General features: G+C 35.3%; 23 protein-coding genes. 8 read left to right on the top strand and 15 right to left on the bottom strand.

What is annotated here, in order from left to right; translation table 11 throughout:
* Positions 1-17 precede the first annotated feature (17 nt).
* Entirely contained in the window at positions 18-452 is a 435-nt protein-coding gene (gene aceI, locus ACH8JV_RS13235) for a chlorhexidine efflux PACE transporter AceI (RefSeq protein ID WP_005135057.1), read from the bottom strand.
* Positions 453-542: 90 nt separating this feature from the next.
* Here aceI and ACH8JV_RS13230 point away from each other — a divergent pair, with 90 nt between their 5' ends.
* From ACH8JV_RS13230 to leuE, 3 genes are all read left to right on the top strand, one after another.
* Positions 543-1,436, top strand: coding sequence for a LysR family transcriptional regulator (locus tag ACH8JV_RS13230; RefSeq protein ID WP_396521721.1), 894 nt, complete (start codon positions 543-545; stop codon positions 1,434-1,436).
* A 130-nt stretch (positions 1,437-1,566) separates the two neighbouring features.
* Entirely contained in the window at positions 1,567-2,556 is a 990-nt protein-coding gene (gene tal, locus ACH8JV_RS13225; protein WP_396521719.1) for a transaldolase, read from the top strand.
* Between the two features lie 73 nt (positions 2,557-2,629).
* Positions 2,630-3,280, top strand: a complete 651-nt coding sequence (gene leuE / locus ACH8JV_RS13220) for a leucine efflux protein LeuE (protein ID WP_233929837.1) — start codon at positions 2,630-2,632, stop codon at positions 3,278-3,280.
* A 35-nt stretch (positions 3,281-3,315) separates the two neighbouring features.
* Here leuE and ACH8JV_RS13215 read toward each other — a convergent pair whose 3' ends face one another.
* Positions 3,316-3,789 (bottom strand): Lrp/AsnC family transcriptional regulator, encoded by a 474-nt coding sequence (locus tag ACH8JV_RS13215; protein ID WP_233929836.1) that lies wholly within the window; start codon positions 3,787-3,789, stop codon positions 3,316-3,318.
* Positions 3,790-3,976: 187 nt separating this feature from the next.
* Here ACH8JV_RS13215 and ACH8JV_RS13210 point away from each other — a divergent pair, with 187 nt between their 5' ends.
* Positions 3,977-5,149: a benzoate/H(+) symporter BenE family transporter gene (locus ACH8JV_RS13210; RefSeq protein ID WP_396521717.1), complete on the top strand. Its 1,173-nt coding sequence runs from the start codon at positions 3,977-3,979 to the stop codon at positions 5,147-5,149.
* Between the two features lie 73 nt (positions 5,150-5,222).
* Here the strand turns inward: ACH8JV_RS13210 and ACH8JV_RS13205 are convergent, their stop codons facing one another.
* The 6 genes from ACH8JV_RS13205 to ACH8JV_RS13180 form a co-directional block, all read right to left on the bottom strand.
* On the bottom strand, positions 5,223-5,942 hold the full coding sequence (locus ACH8JV_RS13205; protein ID WP_396521715.1) for an MgtC/SapB family protein: 720 nt from the start codon (positions 5,940-5,942) through the stop codon (positions 5,223-5,225).
* Between the two features lie 15 nt (positions 5,943-5,957).
* Positions 5,958-8,714 (bottom strand): magnesium-translocating P-type ATPase, encoded by a 2,757-nt coding sequence (gene mgtA, locus ACH8JV_RS13200; RefSeq protein ID WP_396521761.1) that lies wholly within the window; start codon positions 8,712-8,714, stop codon positions 5,958-5,960.
* 101 nt (positions 8,715-8,815) lie between these two features.
* Positions 8,816-8,974, bottom strand: coding sequence for a hypothetical protein (locus tag ACH8JV_RS13195; protein ID WP_396478851.1), 159 nt, complete (start codon positions 8,972-8,974; stop codon positions 8,816-8,818).
* 301 nt (positions 8,975-9,275) lie between these two features.
* On the bottom strand, positions 9,276-9,719 hold the full coding sequence (locus ACH8JV_RS13190; RefSeq protein ID WP_263613959.1) for an RDD family protein: 444 nt from the start codon (positions 9,717-9,719) through the stop codon (positions 9,276-9,278).
* A 269-nt stretch (positions 9,720-9,988) separates the two neighbouring features.
* Complete coding sequence (locus ACH8JV_RS13185; RefSeq protein ID WP_240061580.1) at positions 9,989-10,162, bottom strand: hypothetical protein; 174 nt, start codon at positions 10,160-10,162, stop codon at positions 9,989-9,991.
* A 176-nt stretch (positions 10,163-10,338) separates the two neighbouring features.
* Positions 10,339-10,566, bottom strand: a complete 228-nt coding sequence (locus tag ACH8JV_RS13180; RefSeq protein ID WP_263613961.1) for a hypothetical protein — start codon at positions 10,564-10,566, stop codon at positions 10,339-10,341.
* A gap of 286 nt (positions 10,567-10,852) precedes the next feature.
* Here ACH8JV_RS13180 and ACH8JV_RS13175 point away from each other — a divergent pair, with 286 nt between their 5' ends.
* Together ACH8JV_RS13175 and ACH8JV_RS13170 are read left to right on the top strand one after the other, a co-directional pair.
* Positions 10,853-11,296, top strand: a complete 444-nt coding sequence (locus ACH8JV_RS13175) for a universal stress protein (RefSeq protein ID WP_151740140.1) — start codon at positions 10,853-10,855, stop codon at positions 11,294-11,296.
* A 261-nt stretch (positions 11,297-11,557) separates the two neighbouring features.
* Complete coding sequence (locus ACH8JV_RS13170; protein ID WP_396521713.1) at positions 11,558-13,141, top strand: ATP-binding cassette domain-containing protein; 1,584 nt, start codon at positions 11,558-11,560, stop codon at positions 13,139-13,141.
* Positions 13,142-13,201: 60 nt separating this feature from the next.
* Here the strand turns inward: ACH8JV_RS13170 and ACH8JV_RS13165 are convergent, their stop codons facing one another.
* Positions 13,202-13,633: a DNA breaking-rejoining protein gene (locus tag ACH8JV_RS13165; RefSeq protein WP_396521711.1), complete on the bottom strand. Its 432-nt coding sequence runs from the start codon at positions 13,631-13,633 to the stop codon at positions 13,202-13,204.
* Between the two features lie 383 nt (positions 13,634-14,016).
* On the opposite strand from ACH8JV_RS13165, the gene ACH8JV_RS13160 reads away from it, so the two are divergent.
* Positions 14,017-14,715: a hypothetical protein gene (locus tag ACH8JV_RS13160; RefSeq protein WP_396521709.1), complete on the top strand. Its 699-nt coding sequence runs from the start codon at positions 14,017-14,019 to the stop codon at positions 14,713-14,715.
* Positions 14,716-14,783: 68 nt separating this feature from the next.
* Positions 14,784-14,852, top strand: coding sequence for a lipoprotein (locus ACH8JV_RS13155; protein ID WP_396521759.1), 69 nt, complete (start codon positions 14,784-14,786; stop codon positions 14,850-14,852).
* Positions 14,853-15,121: 269 nt separating this feature from the next.
* On the opposite strand, the gene ACH8JV_RS13150 is transcribed toward ACH8JV_RS13155, so the two are convergent.
* From ACH8JV_RS13150 to ACH8JV_RS13125, 6 genes are all read right to left on the bottom strand, one after another.
* On the bottom strand, positions 15,122-15,505 hold the full coding sequence (locus ACH8JV_RS13150) for a hypothetical protein (RefSeq protein ID WP_263613966.1): 384 nt from the start codon (positions 15,503-15,505) through the stop codon (positions 15,122-15,124).
* 174 nt (positions 15,506-15,679) lie between these two features.
* Positions 15,680-15,961, bottom strand: coding sequence for a hypothetical protein (locus tag ACH8JV_RS13145; RefSeq protein WP_396463504.1), 282 nt, complete (start codon positions 15,959-15,961; stop codon positions 15,680-15,682).
* A 189-nt stretch (positions 15,962-16,150) separates the two neighbouring features.
* Complete coding sequence (locus ACH8JV_RS13140; RefSeq protein ID WP_396521707.1) at positions 16,151-16,477, bottom strand: hypothetical protein; 327 nt, start codon at positions 16,475-16,477, stop codon at positions 16,151-16,153.
* A gap of 210 nt (positions 16,478-16,687) precedes the next feature.
* On the bottom strand, positions 16,688-17,158 hold the full coding sequence (locus ACH8JV_RS13135; RefSeq protein ID WP_396521705.1) for a hypothetical protein: 471 nt from the start codon (positions 17,156-17,158) through the stop codon (positions 16,688-16,690).
* A gap of 412 nt (positions 17,159-17,570) precedes the next feature.
* Entirely contained in the window at positions 17,571-17,822 is a 252-nt protein-coding gene (locus ACH8JV_RS13130) for a hypothetical protein (RefSeq protein WP_209046687.1), read from the bottom strand.
* A 309-nt stretch (positions 17,823-18,131) separates the two neighbouring features.
* Positions 18,132-19,367 carry a mechanosensitive ion channel domain-containing protein gene (locus ACH8JV_RS13125; RefSeq protein ID WP_311087419.1) on the bottom strand — a complete coding sequence of 412 codons (1,236 nt, stop codon included), beginning with the start codon at positions 19,365-19,367 and terminating at the stop codon, positions 18,132-18,134.
* Between the last annotated feature and the right edge of the window lie 23 nt (positions 19,368-19,390).

Genomic DNA, 19,390 nt, shown 5'->3' with positions numbered 1-19,390 from the left:
ACTTTAACTACTTAATTTTAATGAAGTGATGCTGCTTTAGCATTTGGGAAAAACTTATCTTCAATATGGTCATAGCACCACTGGAAAATAAAGGTATAAACCAAAATACATAAGGTTAAGCCAATATCTAAAATAAATGCATCAATCACTGTCATCTGCATCATATATGCAATCATTGGAACAGTCGCAATCAGCAAACCACCCTCAAAACCAATCGCATGTAAAATCCGCACAGGGATCGTTCTTTCCCAATTATATTTATGCTCTACTTTTTCGAAATAGTGGTTAAAAATCATATTCCAGAAAACTGAAACCACTGCCATAAACACACCGAGTGTTCCGGTCACTTCCATCGGCATGTTAAAAATAAAACTTAGTGCAATCGCAATGATGACCAATAAAATTCCTTCATAACTGATTGCATGAATGAGTCTTCTCTTGGAAATCAACATTTTTAAATACTCAATAATTACTTGGATAATGTGTATTTTATTTTTATAATTTTGATTAATCCAATCAGGTTCTTTCAGTTTTTTTGACAGATGAATATTAATCAAGAACAATTGCTCATGTTTCAGACCGTGATTGAAACTGGCTCTTTTTCTGCAGCAGCCCGTAAACTTGGCAAAGTTCCTTCAGCTGTAAGCATGTCTATTGCCAATTTAGAAATCGATCTGAACCTGACTTTATTTGAACGCAAAGGCCGTGAACCTACCCCAACAGCTGAAGCACGAGTACTATATGAAAAAACGGCGCAACTATTGATTGAAATGAATCAATGGAAACAGCACGCCCATGCATTAAGTACTGGTCTAGAACCAAACCTCACTATTGTTGTGGTGTCTGAGCTGCTACATACCAATTGGACCGACTATGTTTGCCTGTTAGAAAGCCGCTTCCCTGACCTACAAATTAATATTGTGTCTGCCCCTCAAGAGGATGCACTTCACATGTTACTAGATGGCTCTGCTCAACTGGCCCTTATGTTTGAACGTGAGCATTTAGACAATAGAGAGCAGTTTGTAGAACTCAAACGTGAAGCTTTAATTCCTGTTATTTCAAAAACCCATCCGCTCGCAAGCCAAGAGCATGTTTCTTATGAGCAGATTTTAGGTACTCGGCAAATTGTGGTGGCAAGTCGAGATGAGACGTTAAAACCTGAATTATTATTTTCAAAACATTACTGGCGTACAGACAACCACCATTCTGCTTGCTTAATGATTTTACGTAATTTGGGATGGGGAGTACTGCCGCAAGAGATGTTTAAAGAAAACCCAGAATTAAACAATAAGCTTAAAGCATTAGATGTATTTGATTTTACGCCACGTTTTGAATACTACGTAGACTTAGTGTGGAGCCGTGAAAGTGAGCTCGGTGCTGCTGCACGGTTTTTGATTGACTATATTCGCAATAAGCGAATGCAACCGACTCCCTAAAATCATTTCAATTTAGATGCAGAACATAAACGTTTTTCTTTGAAACATAACAATTGATATATCGACAGTATGGATAGAGTTTGTGCTATAAAGAAAACATAAGATTTATTACTGAAGATGTTGAATATCAATGACTCATACAGCACTTGACCAATTAAAAACATTAACGACCGTTGTTGCTGACAGTAGCGACCTTGATGCTATTCGTAAATTTCGTCCCTTAGATGCTACAACGAATCCTTCATTGATTACTGCAGCGGCAGAACAACCTGAAAGTAAAGAGCTCATTGAAGATGCTTATTATCAAGCCAAAGAAGAAGGCTATAAAAGTGATGAGCTGATTGAAAGAACCATTGATATTTTAACCGTAAAATTTGGTGTAGAAATTTTAAAACTCATTGAAGGCCGAGTTTCAACAGAGGTTGACGCTGCCCTTTCATATGACACTGAAGCAACCATTGAAAAAGCGCATGAATTATGTGAACTTTACAAAGGTTATGGTATTGATCAGTCACGTATTTTGATTAAAATCGCGTCGACTTGGGAAGGTATTCAAGCTGCTAAGGTACTTGAAGCTGAAGGGATCGCTTGTAACCTGACTCTCCTTTTCGGTTTACATCAAGCTCAAGCATGTGCAGATGCTAAAGTAACTTTAATTTCACCATTTGTAGGCCGTATTTTAGACTGGTACAAAAAGGCTGAAGGTGTAGACGCTTACCCAATCGAAAAAGACCCTGGTGTAGTTTCAGTTAAGAAAATCTATACCTATTACAAGCAGCAAAATATTCCAACTCAAGTGATGGGTGCGAGCTTCCGTAGCATTGATCAAGTGCTTGGCCTTGCAGGATGTGATTTGCTAACGATTTCGCCGGGACTACTTACTCAGCTTGAGCAAGATACACGTACAGTTGATGCAGCTCTTGATGCGACTAAATCAAAACAAGCAGAGGCTATTGTTAGACCTGCTCAAAACGAACAAAGCTTTAAAGACGAACTTAATCATGACTTAATGGCATTCCAACTTTTACAAGGTGGTGTTGATGGCTTTATTAAAGCTCGTGATCAATTAAGTCGTTTGTTACGTCAATCTTTTGGAATTGATGCGGAAATAAAATCTTAAAAAACTGCACTTTTCATACAAAATTGCCGATTTTTGTTATCATGACAAAAATCGGTTTTTTATTGGGTTTCTCGTGTTCGGCATAACAGATATAACAACATATATTATTGGTACATTCCTAATTGTGTTATTACCCGGACCTAATTCCCTTTATGTGATGTCAATTGCTTCACGCTATGGTATTAAAACCGGATATATGGGTGCACTTGGTATTTTTACTGGTGATCTTATTTTAATGCTCTGTACCGTATTGGGCGCAGCTTCTTTATTAAAAGCATTTCCTTGGGTTTTTATTATTCTTAAACTCATCGGTGCACTTTATCTATCCTATTTAGGGTTTAAGCTTTTACAAGGCAGTATTCAACGCTGGAAATTACGTAATCAACCCCAAGCAGAAATGGCTGATTTACCTACTTTAGATAAAATTCACCCTTATAAAACCGCCTTAAGTATTAGTTTACTTAACCCTAAAGCAATTTTATTTTTCTTATCTTTCTTTGTTCAGTTTATTAACCCAGATTATGCTTATCCAGCTTTAAGTTTTTTAATCTTAGCGGTTATTTTACAGATTATTAGCTTTAGCTATTTAACAGCGCTTATTTTCTCTGGAATTAAACTCTCGGCATTTTTTAAACAAAACCATAAAATTGCGGCGAGTAGTATTTTTTTAGTCGGAATTTTATTTTTTGGGTTTGGATTAAAGTTAGCAACTTCAACGATGTAAGTTGCCTAGCCTATAAAGATGAACATACTGAATTTTTAAAATGCCAGCATGCCATCTGTTTTAACTTCATTGAGTACAAAGAATGTTCTCACCTGCCTTACTCCCGGTAAGGCAATAATTTTTTCACTATGGAATCGGTTAAACGCAGCCAAATCTTTAACACGAATTTTTAGAAAATAATCGACTTCTCCAGCAACCAGATAACATTCTAAAACATTCTCCAAACCACCTGCCGCTTGTTCAAATGCCTGAAAGCTATCAGGAGTTGAACGATCTAAAACTACACCAACCAAAACAATGGTTTCACGTTGTACCATAGACGGATTAATCCGAGCACGAACATCCAAGATTGCCCCAATTTTAAAAAGGCGCTGAGTATGATTCCAGCAAGACGAGGTACTGATACCTACAAGCTTTGCCAGTTCAGCATTACTTAAACGTCCATTCTCTTGTAAACAGCGCATAATTTTCAGTTCAAGAGGGGTCAAATTTTCAGCCTGCTCATCCATAAAAATAATATCCAAAGCTAATTAATTTTTATGAAATAAATAATAGCATTTATAGCTTTTTAAAAAATATTATTTCGTTTTTAAACCAAAAATAGAAAGCACCTTCTTTAAAAAAATTGATAGATTTATCTAGCTAAAAATATAGGCAGAAACATATTAATTTTTCAGGGACTTAGAACATTTAGCCATGCAAAAGATTCTTCAAGATTTTTCTATTCCAGCCGTATTCGCGGGTTTCATTACCTTTCTTATTGGTATTAGTGTTTCGGCTATTTTAGTGATTCAGGCTGCCCAAGCTTTAGGTGCTTCTCCTGAACAAATCACCTCATGGTTTTGGGCTTTAGGTTTGGGTCTTGGTTTATCAGGACTTATTCTTTCGTGGAAATTTAAATACCCTGTAGCAACAGCTTGGTCTACTGCTGGTCTCGCTTTAATTATTGCAACTGGCGGTGGATATAGCATAAATGAAGCAATTGGTGCTTTTTTAGTTGTTGGTGTACTGACTGCGATTTTAGGTTTTTCTGGAGTTTTTCAAAAAGCACTTTCATATATTCCTCAAAGCTTGACCAGTGCCATGCTTGCAGGCGTTTTACTTAAATTTGGTATTTCACTTTTCGCAAGTTTGCAAAATGATTGGGCATTCGTTTTATCTTTGCTCGTCATTTATATCATTACAAAAAGATTATGGCCGCGTTATAGCATCGTGTTCACAGCACTTGCTGGTGTTGTGCTCTGCCCTGTGTTTTTAGACTTCCATATGCCTACGCTTCACTGGTCTTTGGCTAAACCTGTTTGGATTAGTCCTGTCTTTAGCTGGTCGGCTCTTTTGGGCTTAGCGCTACCATTGTTTGTGATTAGTATGGCTTCGCAGTATTTACCCGGTATTGCCATGATTAAAAGTTATGGCTATAAACCACACGTGAATCAACTCATTGGCTGGACCGGTTTAACCCAAGTTTTGCTTGCGCCTTTTGGTTGTTACAGCGTCAATATTGCTGCGATTAGTGCGGCTGTATGTCTTGACGATCAAGTTCATCCTGACCCAAGTAAACGCTATATTGCTGGCATAAGCTCTGGTTTTTTCTATGCATTGATGGGACTATTTGCAGCAACACTGACAAGCTTGCTCATGTCTTTTCCTCATATTTTTATTGTAGCTTTAGCAGGTATTGCATTACTTGGTACCATTAGCCATAACATTGCACTTGCATTTGGCCCTGTTGAAGACCGTGAGGCCGCATTATTTACTTTTTTATGTAGTGCTTCGGGTATCCAATTTTTCGGTATTGGCTCGGCATTTTGGGGGCTAATTGTCGGTATTATCATATTTGTAGTTCTTAAATTTAAGGTTAAAAAATAACACCTAAAATAAAAACTTTGCGCTTAACCATTTAGAGCATTTCATAAACAGTTAAGTGCAAAGTCTCATTAAATTAATTAATTGCGTTTTTATCCCAAAAAGCCTGTCGTATTTGTGGCATTGCATTTAAGTGGTTAATAATATGCTGCGCTTCTTCCGCTTCAATTGAAGTTGCAATTAACGTCACTTCTATTTCAACCTCTTTTTCTCCGAAAGGTGTCACATCAATATCTTTAGCAGGATAATTATGATGCTTCAAGGTTAGGTTTAATTCATCCATAACCACTTTGCTCTGACTTCGGTCACAGATAATATAAATTACATGTAACACCTCAGTATCATCATCTATTGGACGACGGTCAATGATATGAACAATCGGTCTCAATAGCGTATTGGCAGATAAAATAAAAGCTGTTGCCAGTATGGCTTCAATAATTAAATCGGAACCTGCTGCAGCTCCCACAGCCGCCGAACACCATAAAGTCGCTGCGGTATTTAAGCCATGGATATTGCCTTCTTGACGCATAATCACACCTGCACCCAAGAAACCAATACCCGAAACCACATAGGCAATGACTCGAACAGCTCCATCTGCTCCAGTAAGATTTGTTGCAACATCCACAAAAATTGCAGCGCCTACAGCGACCAGTACATTGGTTCGAAGGCCAGCTGTACGTTGCCTATATTGACGTTCAAATCCAATTAATGCCCCTAAAACAAAAGCAACCGAGAGACTAATGAGAGTATCTGCAATATTAGATAAATCTGTATGTTGTAGAAATTGCAACTTCATCTTGCACCTATTATTTTATTGCCAGCCGTAACGGCGAATGTAGATTTTTTTAACCCATTGAGTAATACACATATAAGCAATTAAAATTAAAGGCAAATATAGGAAATAACTTAATGGTAAAGCTTGCAGTTTTAAGTAACTTGCCAAAGGCCCCATTGGTAAGAAAATACCAATACACATAATCACCACTGTCATGACCAATAATGGTGTTGCAGCGCGACTCTGAATAAATGGAATCTTAGCTGTACGGATCATATGTACAATCAATGTTTGAGTGAGTAACCCCACAACGAACCAGCCAGACTGGAATAAAGTCTGATGTTCAGGCGTATTTGCCGAAAACACAAACCACATCAGACAAAACGTGATAATGTCAAAAATTGAGCTAATCGGTCCAAATACCACCATAAAACGGCCGACTTCTTCAGGTTGCCAACGCTGTGGTTTTGCAATTAACTCTTCATCAACGTTGTCAAAAGGAATGACAATTTGTGATACGTCATAAAGTAAGTTTTGGATCAGTAAGTGAATAGGCAGCATTGGTAAAAATGGAATAAAAGCACTCGCAATTAATACCGAAAAAACATTACCGAAATTTGAACTTGCCGTCATTTTGATATATTTCAGCATATTGGCAAAAGTTCTACGGCCTTCAATTACACCTTTTTCAAGCACCATCAAGCTTTTTTCAAGCAAGATTAAATCTGCTGATTCTTTAGCAATATCTACTGCTGTATCTACTGAAATACCAATATCAGCAGCACGTATAGCCGCAGCATCATTAATACCGTCTCCTAAGAAACCAACCACGTGACCATTGGCTTTTAACTGCTCAACAATACGTTCTTTATGTACTGGACTTAGCTTCGCAAAAATATTGTATTGCTCTACTGCTCTTTTGAGCTGCTCATCAGTTAAAGTTTCAATTACACCACCCAAGAGAACTTGATCATAATTGAGACCAATTTCACGGCACACTTTTTGAGTTACAAACTCATTATCACCTGTAAGTACTTTTACGGTTACACCATGAGCATGCAAACTTTGCACTGCTTCTCGAGCAGACTCTTTAGGTGGATCAAGAAATGCAACATAACCAATTAAAATTAGATCACTTTCATCAACAACCGAATAATTTTCCTGATTATTATCAAACTCACGATATGCTACAGCAACGACACGTAAGCCATCGCGGTTATAACGTTGAGTTAATGCTTCAATTGCAACTTCACGTTGTTCTGTTAAAAGTTCTACTTTGCCATTTACTTCAACATAACGGCAAACTTTTAACATTTCCTCAACCGCGCCTTTAGTAATCATGCGCACTTTTTCTTGAGGCGTTTGGACCACGACTGACATACGGCGGCGATCAAAATCAAAAGGAACTTCATCTAACTTCTTATAACGTAACTTTTGTGTTTTGATCTGGTCATCTACAGCTTCTAACACAGCCACATCAAGCAAATTTTTCAAACCAGTTTGATAGTAACTGTTTAAAAATGCCTGCATGAGCACAAAGTCTGATTTTTCACCATTTACATCAATATGTTGGGATAAAAAGATTTTGTCTTGAGTTAGCGTTCCAGTTTTATCGGTACACAGAACATCCATTGCACCAAAGTTTTGGATCGCATCTAGACGTTTAACAATCACTTTCTTTTTAGATAAGAAAACCGCACCCTTTGCTAAAGTTGAAGTCACAATCATCGGTAACATTTCAGGCGTGAGACCAACAGCAACCGATAATGCGAATAAAAATGCCTCTGTCCAATCACCTTTGGTAAAGCCATTAATGAACAGTACAACAGGTGCCATGACCAACATAAAGCGAATGAGCAACCAACTTACTTTGTTGACACCCATTTGGAATGCCGTTGTGCTGCGATCAGTAGCTGTAACTCGGTGAGCAAGCGCGCCGAAATATGTTTGAATACCCGTACTTAAAACAACAGCTTGAGCTGAACCAGAAACAATATTGGTCCCCATAAATACAATGTTATCTAGCTCTAAAGCACTCGTTTCTTCGAGATTTTTCTGCAAAGGAAATTTCTCGACAGGCATTGATTCACCAGTCATTGCAGCTTGAGAAACAAACAAATCTTTTGCATTTAAAATTCTGCAATCAGCAGGAATCATGTCGCCTGCAGACAATAAAATCACATCACCTGACACCAAATATTGAATTGGCATTTCAAACTGACTATTCGTTTGATTTTTAATATCAATGCCATAACGCTCATGCATAAGCTCTAAATCTTCTGCACTAACTTGATGACGCAATACTGTAGCGGTATTACTCACCATTGCCTTTAAAGCATCCGCAGCTTGATTTGATTTTGCTTCTTGCCAATAACGAAGTAACGTCGAGAGAATAACCATCACACTAATAATGGTTGAACCCGTCAAATCATCGGTAAAGAAAGCAATTAATGCTAAAAGGCTAAGCAAAATATTGAACGGATTGCGGTAGCAATACCAAAGATGTTGCCACCAAGTTAATGGTTTCTCATGAGTAATCTCATTAAGCCCCACTGCCATTTGCTGGGTATGTGCTTGCTCTTCTGTAAGCCCTGTGAAGTGAGTATCGAATTGTTTTAATAAGTCACCTGTTTGGGCTCTTGACGCATCGAGCAAACGCATAGATAAGTTTTTGCTAATTTCTTGAGCATAGCTTGATTGATGTAGCTCTTTAAAAGAACGATTACGACCAAAAAAACGCATCAAATGAAATCTTTGTAAAAATGCTGTGAAGAGTCGTTGCCAGAATTTCATCACGAAATCCTCCATTTTTTAGGCGTACAAAGCTCTCGACCTTATTGAGAAATAAAGTCTATAAAAATTTAAAATTTAGAAAGGGATAGGAGATCGTAGACTTACGATGAAGAAGAGAAAATTAGTCCAAAGCCAAACCAACGCTGACGGAAAGTCACAGGTTTGAACATAGCTCGGATACTTTGAATCGTATGAGACGAATTATTTACCAAAATTGAAGTTTGGTAGGCATAGCTGTGTGTGGAAGCATATAAAAACATTGGCTTCTCCCCATTTCTAGCGAGAAACTAAACAGATAAGTGCTGGAAGTACTTGATTACAAATAAAGTAATTTGTATAGGTTTAATCTAATTTTTTACAAAGCTATCTCATTGCAAGATAGCCCTTCCTAAAGGTGATCTTGCTCAGTATTGGCTTTGGTTTAATCGATAATTAAACTCGAACCTCGAACAACTACCCATTTAGGATCTCCATTAAATAAACTCGCGGCAAGTATAGGTTTTACTCTGCAACACACAAGAATTTTTTTGTAATTTTTTATTAACAAAATATTGACTAAAATTACAGCTCTTTGACCACCACTGTTTTTGCCATTTTGTCATGCCAGCCTTGTTTTTTAGGATCAAATGCAACCCAAATAAGACCAATACAAAATACCAAAATAGATGGTATATATCCGATATAGCGGATTAGAGATTGCATTACAGTTAACTTGTTCCCTGTTTTTTCATCGAGAACTTTTAAACGCATAAGACGTTTTCCAGGTGTACCTGCAAAGTAGAGCCAACATAAAACTGTATATAAAAATGGAAAAGCATAATTTACGATCAGATCAAACCAATAGTTTTGAGGTTTACTACTCATGCCTGTAGCAAATATCAAATCGTAATCTCCACGGTAAAAGATCCATGCGGCTGGAATAATGGCTAAAAAAAGAATAAGCGTATCAATAATCATTGCACCAAATCGTAACCAGAACCCTGCATATTCGTATTTATAGCTCATGCGTACACCTCACTTTTGTTATTGTTTGCCTTATACCAAAGAGACAACTTCATGTTACTTTCATCGTAAAGGAAATCTTTTTATTTTTAAATACTTGAAGTAATTTTTAATTTTCTATTTTATAGAGAATTGTAATAAAGATTATGAATAGCTATAAATACTTTTATAAATTAAAATAATATAGATCATGTTTATATATTTTATATACACCTCACTCTAGATGAGGTGGTTTAATTATTTTTATTCAGTGAGTGATATATAACAGCTGATTATTTCCAAAACAAAACATCTATTTTAAATTCTTTTTTCAATAATAATGCAGCACAGATTAGTCCTAAGCCAATAATAATTAAAAATAGACTGAGTGTTAATATGCCACCCACTATAGATAAAAAACCTAAAATAGTGATGAGATAAAATAAAACTATAATTAACTTAAACATTTAGTTTATTCAACCATTTACGATAAAATCAACTCATTCTAGCGTTTTTAGCAATAAATACTGTTCTCAAATGTTGAATACACACCTTATTTGTATTAACTCAAAAACAATATGTTAATAATTCTTGCTAAATGTTAATAACACAATGTAAAGCGTGACAAGAATCACATTTATGCTTATTTCACTTCAAAATAGTGTTTTTCAGTAACAAGTTTTATTTTAAGATTTTTATAGAGACGATCTTTTGAGTTTTCCAGTGAAGGTACAACCTTTTCAGCGAACTTATCATCCGCCATAAGTCGTGCATAAGTTTTATATCCAATCACTAGCTTTTCTGGTTCTTTACCTGTTTGGCGGAATTCTTCAATAAGTTTACTTACTTTCTTTGCTGTTAAATCTGCCATATTACCTCTCCCCCTCAATATACTATTTGGTTATACGAGTTCTGTATGACAAAAATATGAAAAGTAATTTATTGTAAAGTTCATCTTAAAAATAAAGTTTTCCATCCACCACTTTTACGGTAATATTTCAATTTTAAAAACACATAAAAATCAAACATATATTTAATTTTTATTTAATTTAACTGCAACTTAATTGAATTGAGTTGTACCTTTAAACAAATATGTTAATCTTTAAGTAAGAAAAGCTTCATACATATAACAACTTGTAAATAAGAGGAATAACATTATGAATTACCAACATATTATTGTACCTGTGGATGGTTCAGAGATTTCTTTGGCAGCAGCACGACAAGCTGCTCATATTGCTAAAGCTTTTGGTAGTAAACTTACAGCAATTAGTCTTGTTGCAGTGGATCCGTTTAGTGGTGTTGATTTTTATTACATCTCTCCTGTTGTAAAAGATTATTTTGTTGAAGCACGTGCTAATGCTGAAAAAACACTTGCGAAGGTAAAAGCTTTATGCGCTGAAGAAGGTGTTGATATTGAAACACAAATTATTCAAGGTGAAATCTCATCTGACGGCATTTTAAAAGCTGTTGAAGATTTAAAATCAGACCTAATTGTTATTGGTTCTCATGGTCGTAAAGGCTTCCAAAAACTTATTTTAGGAAGTTTTGCACAAGACGTTCTAAACAGTACCAAAATCCAAGTTTTAGTCGTAAAAGAATAATTTCTTGATGTTAAGGAAAAGCCTAATCAGTTGATTAGGCTTTTCTACATATAAACTGCGCAAGTTTTACACTGACTAAAAATCGTTATAAAATGTCGTTGTTATATTTTCTATTTTTGTGAGTCACGCCAATGAAGTAAGTCTTTTTCTCATCAATTTTCTCTTTTTTGATGTGCAAAATAGACTATTTTTTAGTGACTTAACGTCTTTATTTAAAGCTTAACTTTCCTATTTTGTACATCCTGTATTTATGAGGTTTTTATGACTCAGCAGGCATGTGTAATATCGCAACTCACTTTAGAGTTCCCTTCAAAAGTGATGTTTAAAGAATTGAATTTCTCACTTGAGTATCATCAAGTATCCGCTTTAATTGGTCGTAATGGCCAAGGCAAGTCTTTACTTATGCAATTGCTCCAAGAGGTTTCACCCACTGAGGAAATGCACGTCAGTGGTCAAATTACTTGGCAGACAAAGCATGCTTATTTATCTCAATTAACGCGTCTTTCTTCATCAACCATTGCAGAAACTTTAGACATTGACCATCTCTATAAAGCTTTGCAAAGAATAGAGCAAGGCGAAGCTGAATTCGATGATTATGATTTATTAGAAGGCAATTGGGACCTCCCTTCTATTTGGGAAGCATTATTGCGATCGGCCCACTTACCAACCGATTTAAACTTTCCTGTGAAACAGTTAAGTGAAGGGCAAAAAACCAAGTTAGCTTTAGCAGCGTTATTTTTAAAAACCGACCACTATCTATTGCTTGATGAACCAAGTAACCATCTCGATCAAGATGCTAGACAGTGGTTGATTCATCATCTCAAGAAGCATCCGGCAGGTGCTCTTATCATTAGCCATGATCTCACTTTACTAAATGAAGTCGACCATATTTATCATTTAAATGAACATGGCTTACAGCACACCACAGGAAACTATGAAAATTTTTATGAGCAGTACCAAACGCAGATTCAAGCTTTAGAGCAGTCGGTGCATCAACATCAACGTGAAGTTAAGCACATGAAGCAGAAGCAACATGATGTTTTAATGAAAGCACAGAAACGTGAGCGTGCTGGTAACAAACTTCGTGATTCAAATTCACAAGCTAAAATTTTGCTCGACTTTAAAAAAGAACAGGCTGGACAAAGCTTAGGAGCAATTCAGTCTCAACATCAGCGTCAAATTGATCAAAGCCAGCAAGACTTAAAGAATAAAAAAGTACTTTTGGAAACTGTTAAGCCGCAGCAGTTTGTATTCCCCTCTTTTCAAAAACGCTCAGGAGAAATTCTTAGAGTTCTTGACTTAAAACTTAACTATGGAACCCAGCAGCCCATTAATTTTGCCCTCAAAGCGTCTCAAAAAATTCACTTGATGGGTCGTAATGGCATTGGAAAATCAACTTTGCTGAAACAGATTGTTCAATCTGCTGTAGTGCCCACAGATGAAATTAGCCTATTTGTAAATTGCTTTTATCTCGATCAGAACTTTAGCTTTTTATTAAACCATTTGTCTGCTGTTGAGAACTTAAGAAACATTAACCCTAATATTTCTGAGTTAGAGTGGAGAAATTTACTAGGTCAACTTAGGCTTCGTGGGGAAAAAGGGACTTATCCTTTAGCTCAACTGAGTGGTGGTGAGAAGTTAAAAGTCGCATTGTTAGGTTTGAGTCATGCAGAGACTATGCCTGAACTTTTATTACTCGATGAACCAGAAAATCATCTGGATATTGAATCAAGAGAACTATTTGCAAATGCTATTTCTAGCTATGAAGGTGCTGTATTATTAGTCTCTCATGATTTAGCTTTTGTTGAAAAGTGCGGAATTCATGAGTCAATTTATTTAACTTAATATTTTCAGTCTTATATAAAAGCTCTAACTATGAGAGCTTTTATATAAATCTTTTAATTATCACTTTATATTTTTATTATTTAATATTTGAAGATCTAAATTAAAAGATACGGTTCTATTTTTTCGTGCACTATTTCTCATTTGATAAACTTGAATAATATAGTCACCATCGACTGGTAGTACTAGTTCTCCGGAAGAGCCTATAGTCGAACCTACCAATAATGCTTTATCTTTGCCTGGCTTTTTACCTGGAGCAAAAACATTAACATAAGCTAAGTTACTATAACTATTAATGCTAAATTTTAAAACCTGACCACTTTTTGCAAAAACTCGATACCTTACATCATCATAACCCTGAAATTTCCCTGTTAAAGTTGCTTGATCAGAACCTTTTAAAAAGCTTACTTTGTTTTCAACATTTTTAGCAGTTACGGTTAAGGGTAAGGTTGCAATTAATCCTGTTAATAATAAAATTTTAATGATTCTTTTCATTTTTAATCCTCGAAATTCTTTTAAATAATAATAAGAAAGATACGTTTTATTAAATTTTACTTTATGTATAAGTTTGATGAGTAACGTTTGAGTTTGTATGTCTTTTAATTGTTGTTCAAAAAATATATGTCATGAAACTTTAACTTGCCAGCTCAGAAAAACCACCTTAGAATCCGCGCAACGAATTTTTAGGGGCTTCATTGTGAGTACTTGCTCGATTGATAAGAATAAATCATCGACTCAGATCTAAGTATCCACTAAAGCCCACTGGCTCTCTTGTGGATTTAAGAGAGTCCCTCCTTCTTGCTTTATTTCTTATTTATCTGTCTTGTTGAAAGACGAGTAAATACTCGCATACGCTCCTTGTTGTATTGGAGTCATCAATGCTATTTCTTAATTTTAAAAAATCTGTCGTTTTTTTTAGCACTTGCTTGGCATTTATTTCTAGCTATGCTGGACGACCTATGGTGGTTGATGATGCTTCTTTAGTTCCTGCCCATTCTTGTCAACTTGATTCATGGATGCAGAATAATCCCACTAATAAAGAATATTGGATTATTCCTTCTTGCAATATAGGTGGCAATTTTGAGTTTGGTGTAGGTATGGGGCGCCATTTTTCCGATGACACAGGTAATGCGACTTATACAACTGTTCAAGGGAAAACACTTATAAAACCACTTGAGACGAATAACTGGGGAATTGGCGTTTCATTTGCGACTCAAATTAATAACAACCACACTTCTGAAAAAGATTGGTCTGTGAATGTTCCCTTAAGTATTTCTATGTTAGATGACCATTTCTTGGTGCATAGCAATGTGGGATGGCTTAGAGAACATACTACTCATCGCGAGCAAACCACATGGGGTGTTGGGACAGAAACATTCATTACGAAACCTTTAACGTTTACTGCTGAAGTTTATGGAAATGATCGAAGTGATTCATTTTATCAAACCGGTATTAAATATATGTTGTACAAAGAAAATGTTCAGTTCAATGCAAGTTATGGTAATCGTTTAAATCAGACCGAAGATGACTCGTTTTTCTCAGTCGGTTTAGTTCTTGTGACTAACCCATTTTTCTAAGTGAAAATATGATTTAAAAAGCCCATCAATAGATGGGCTTTTCAATTTTATGAGTCTTTATCTAATGAATGTGGCGTCGTAGTTTTATCTTGCTGCTTGGTATCGTTTTCGCCTTGGCAGGCTGCAACAGAGATTGAAACGATTGCTGCTAAACCTAGGGTAGCTATAATTTTAGTCATATCTTACCTCATACAGTTTCCATTGATTAGCTTATAAATACTGGCTATCAATATTACGATCAGCATAGGTTTATAGACTTTTTTGTACTTCTCGCTTAGAAATGTAAATTAGAAAAAATCACCTGTAACCAATTTTTTGATGGCAAAGATGTGAGAAATTTTAGATGTGATATGAATTAACGTTTTAGCTCATTACTTTAATTATCGCTCTCTGGTTAAGCTTTTTATTAATTGTAAGAAACACAAAAATCTAGCCGATCATGTTGCTGCTTAAAGCAAGTCCATGAGTCTTTTTCAGGAGCTTCAATAATCTTTTTAGTTTTGAAATCACGATAATAAATAGTTGCATCTTTTAAATTTGATAAATTACTTCCCACAGACACACATGAATCTTCATGAGAACAAATATTTGATTCTTTTATAAATACTTTGCTATTTGGAAAAGTTAATCTTTCAAAGTTAGAACTTAAGTTATTTGTAGAAGAAAGTAAGCAAGACACCGTACTATTTTTACCATTCACTACAAAACAGCTTTTACTGACTTCGAAGGGCTCTTGAGCGAACGTACCCGTAGCATAAGGCAATAAAAATAATGTAATAAGGCGCTTCATGTTCTTTCTCTCTATTCAACATTTAGTCCAAAACTGCCTATAAATATTCAGACTACATTTAATTTAGCTGTCTATAATACCTGTATTAAGTTTAGTTAAATATTTACTATTTGATAAATTTTACAAAATATTCAAAAAATTAACTTATAGAATGGTTATGTACTCACTTTAAAGTTATTCGTCTAAAATCTTCCAATCGGTACCAATTTGCGCTAGCGCTGGCAACTCATCACTATTAAAAACATTCTGGTTATCATCAACAGCAAATCGATAAAGTGGTATTGAATCTGCTTGTGTTTTCTTAAAAAAACTAAAATCTTCGGTAATATGTATTAGGTCCGCTGACCGATTATCTCCGCCTATTTTGTTTACTCCAGTACCTGATGGTATATGTATATAACTTTCACAAGTTACTTCGATGCTATTCCCATTCAAATCTTGATATGAACATTTCATGACTAAGTCCTGCCATAAGTTTTAGAGATGTGTAGAAAAACTTAACATGCTATACAGATAAGTTATGGAAGTTTTTATGATGTAATTGTTTTAAGTATGTATATCGTGTTGAAAACTGAAAGATTTACTATTATGTAAGACTGATAAGAAATTATCCTTTAAAAAAAGCACCGTTACCGGTGCTTATTGTTATTTACATTTCCCATGAGGGCTGTTTATTTCTTCTTTTAAAGAATCAATATCCATTTTAATTAATTCTTTATCATTCGTTGCTTCTAGACCAGATTTCTTCATGAAAGCTTTATATTCCTTAAATCTAGTAATAATAAATTCATCATATTGCAGTTCAGATTGCATATAAGTACATTCTATTGAATCTAGCTTTTTCCTTTGCGAGCTGGTTAGATTTTTATTCGCGTTCTTTTTGATAAAAGCATCTCTTTGTGCTTGAGCTGTATGGAATTTTTCTAAAAGACTATGATATTCCTCTTCAAAACTTGTGTCTGATGCAGCCATAGTATTGGCACAAATAAGTAAGCCCAAGATAAAAAGTCTTAATTTCATAATATGTAATATTCGCTTATCATAATTAAAAACTGCATATTATAAGACTGGCGTGACCAAATAAAGTAAATAAATTATATAAAAGAAAACCGCCCCAGAAGGCGGTTGCTGAAATTTTCCAGCGATTATAAAAGTGCGGTGGACACACACTTTTATAGGGTTTTAAACCAGATTTACTTTCTTATTATTTTTCTTATACTCCTCAGAATTAAAATAGTTCACAATCATCTTGGCATTTTCTTCCGACACGGCTTTTTTATTTTCCAGTACTGTCTGAGCTTCTTTTTTTACGTTAAAGTCGGCTGGCACAAGACTTGAAAGTGGTGGCAGTTTTGGCTGCCCACCAATCGTGATTCTTTCAATAAAGCTCGCTAGCCACATAATATATTCGCCCTTGTTTTTATATTTAGGCATTAAGCTCATGTCGAGTTTAATCGTGCATTCATTTAAAGGTTTACTTAGACATTCTTCAAAATCTATAAAATTGTATTTGAGTTTACAGGGGGTTCCCTTTATCTCTTTTCGAATAATGCTGACTAAATTATTCAGTTGTTCAATCAGGTTGTCAGAGAATAATTTATCTTCTTCGAGTTTTTTGTAGACCTTCTCGGCAATTATTAAAAATTTTGGCATGGATCCTTCCCTCTTATTCTGACTTTGGTGGTTGATCAGATTTTTAGGGAAGTATGATGGATATATTATTGCAGTATGTAAGTCTTGAAATGCCAAATGTAATCAATAAGAGTGTTCTGAAACCGAGTTCCATAATACGCCACAACAATTGAATAAAATGATAAATTCATCGCATTTTTGGTGCGGAAAGATTTTATAGTTGGTAATAATTTTCTGAAAAAAATTAAGCTCATCAATAATATTATTTGACTTAGATTTTTTGTGATGTCTTAGCTAAAAATAGAATATAGAAATATTTGAATTATTTTTATTGACTGCCTTGCTGAATAACCAAGTTACCTAGTCAGGGGACTAGAAAGTTAACCGTGTCTTCAGCAAGGTCTTTTATGGTTATATTTTAGTTTGATGCTGCTTACGCACCGCTTAAAGCTGCTTCAAACATTTCAATAATTGCTTTGGCTCCTTCAGCCTTTTGCCTTGCGTCTTGATCGTCAAAAATAACCGTTTCATCATTGAGTTCACTTACATATCGCCGGGCTTCGTCTAGAGCTCTCCTTAGTTTTTGTACTTTGTGTTTGTTTACGTCTTTGGCAATGGTTGGCGCATATCCTCCACGTTTTGCGTTTTTAAGTTGTCTAGCTCTGTTCTCTATTGCTGTAGCCATTCAAACACTCCAACTCACCTAACAAATTTTAGTAAAGCAACTTTATTGTTTGTTATTCTTAAACATTTAGTATTTTCTTTGTTCAAAGTGTCAAATTTGTTACTTAAGCCTTACTCCTGAAAAGTTTTAGATCGAGTTTGCTCAAAAAATAATCTTTTCTAAGTTATGAAACGCTCATAACTTTATATAGTAAATTTATACCGCTATTTAATAATAATTTTCCAAAAATAATTATAAATTAATGTATAAAAATATTAAAAGAATGCTATCTATTTGAAATTTAAATAAAGATAGCATTCTACTATGTGGTTACTCTACAGTTAGTTTTTGAAAATCATGTCCTGAAGGTGCCTGATACACTCTTAAACCAAACTCAGGCAAAATCGCGATGAGGTGATCAAAAATATCGGACTGAATTGCTTCATAAGAAACCCATGCAGTGGTATTGGTAAAGGCATAGATTTCTAACGGTAGACCTTCACTCGTCGGTTGTAATTGACGAACAATAAGCGTTTGATTTTGAGCAATGCCCTTATGCTGACGTAAGTAGAACTCAACATACGCTCTAAATGTTCCAATATTAGTTAAACGTCTTTTGTTATAGCGAGACTGACTACCTAAATGCTTGTTAAATTCGTCAATCTCAGATTGCTTGGCATTGAGGTATTGATCTAATAATAGAAAGTCTTTTAGCTTTTGTTGCTCTTCTTCAGTCATGAAGTGAACACTAGTTTGATCGATATAAAGCGAACGCTTCATACGGCGGCATCCAGCATTACTCATACCGCGCCAGTTTTTAAATGTATCTGTTACGAGTTTATTGGTTGGGATAGTGGTATAGGTTTTATCAAAGTTCTGAACTGTCACGGTATGCAATGAAATATCAATCACATCACCATCGGCATTCAGCGACGGCATTTCAATCCAGTCCCCTATACGCACCATGTCATAAGAAGCAATTTGTACACTCGCGACCAATGACAAAATCGTATTTTGGAAAACCAACATTAATACGGCGGCCATTGCACCGAAGCCAGCAAGCAAGGTGAATACATCCTTTTTAAGGAATGTACCTAGAATCATCAAACCGCAAACAACAAAAATGATGAGTTTAACGAGTTGTAAATAACCTTTAATCGGCTTGTTTCTTGATTTTGGATTACGCTGATAGATTAAATTAAATATATTTAATAATTCACTAATGGTGAGCGCAATGGTCAGGAAAATAAATGCCTGTGCACCCATCTGCACTAAAGCAATTGCTTTTTCGGATAGATGCGGAACGGTGGTAATCCCATTCATAATGACAATAGCGGGCACAATATTGGCAAATCGCTTAATAACACTATGCTGAGCAAAGACTGACTGGTTGAGCGACTTGATTTTAGTCACTAAATGACGGATTCCCCGAACAATAATTCGCTTAGCAATAAAGTTTGCCAAAGCAGCAAATAAAATCAAAATTGTGAGTGAAACTATCATTTCTAGCCAAGGATAGTTGCTTAACTCAGCTTGAAGATCACGATAATAATTAAAAAAATCCAACCCTTTACACCTTAAAACTTTAT

Source organism: Acinetobacter sp. ABJ_C5_2, from assembly GCF_044538485.1.
Classification (GTDB): Bacteria; Pseudomonadota; Gammaproteobacteria; order Pseudomonadales; family Moraxellaceae; genus Acinetobacter; species Acinetobacter nosocomialis_A.
This window is presented reverse-complemented; position numbering and strand designations above follow the sequence as displayed.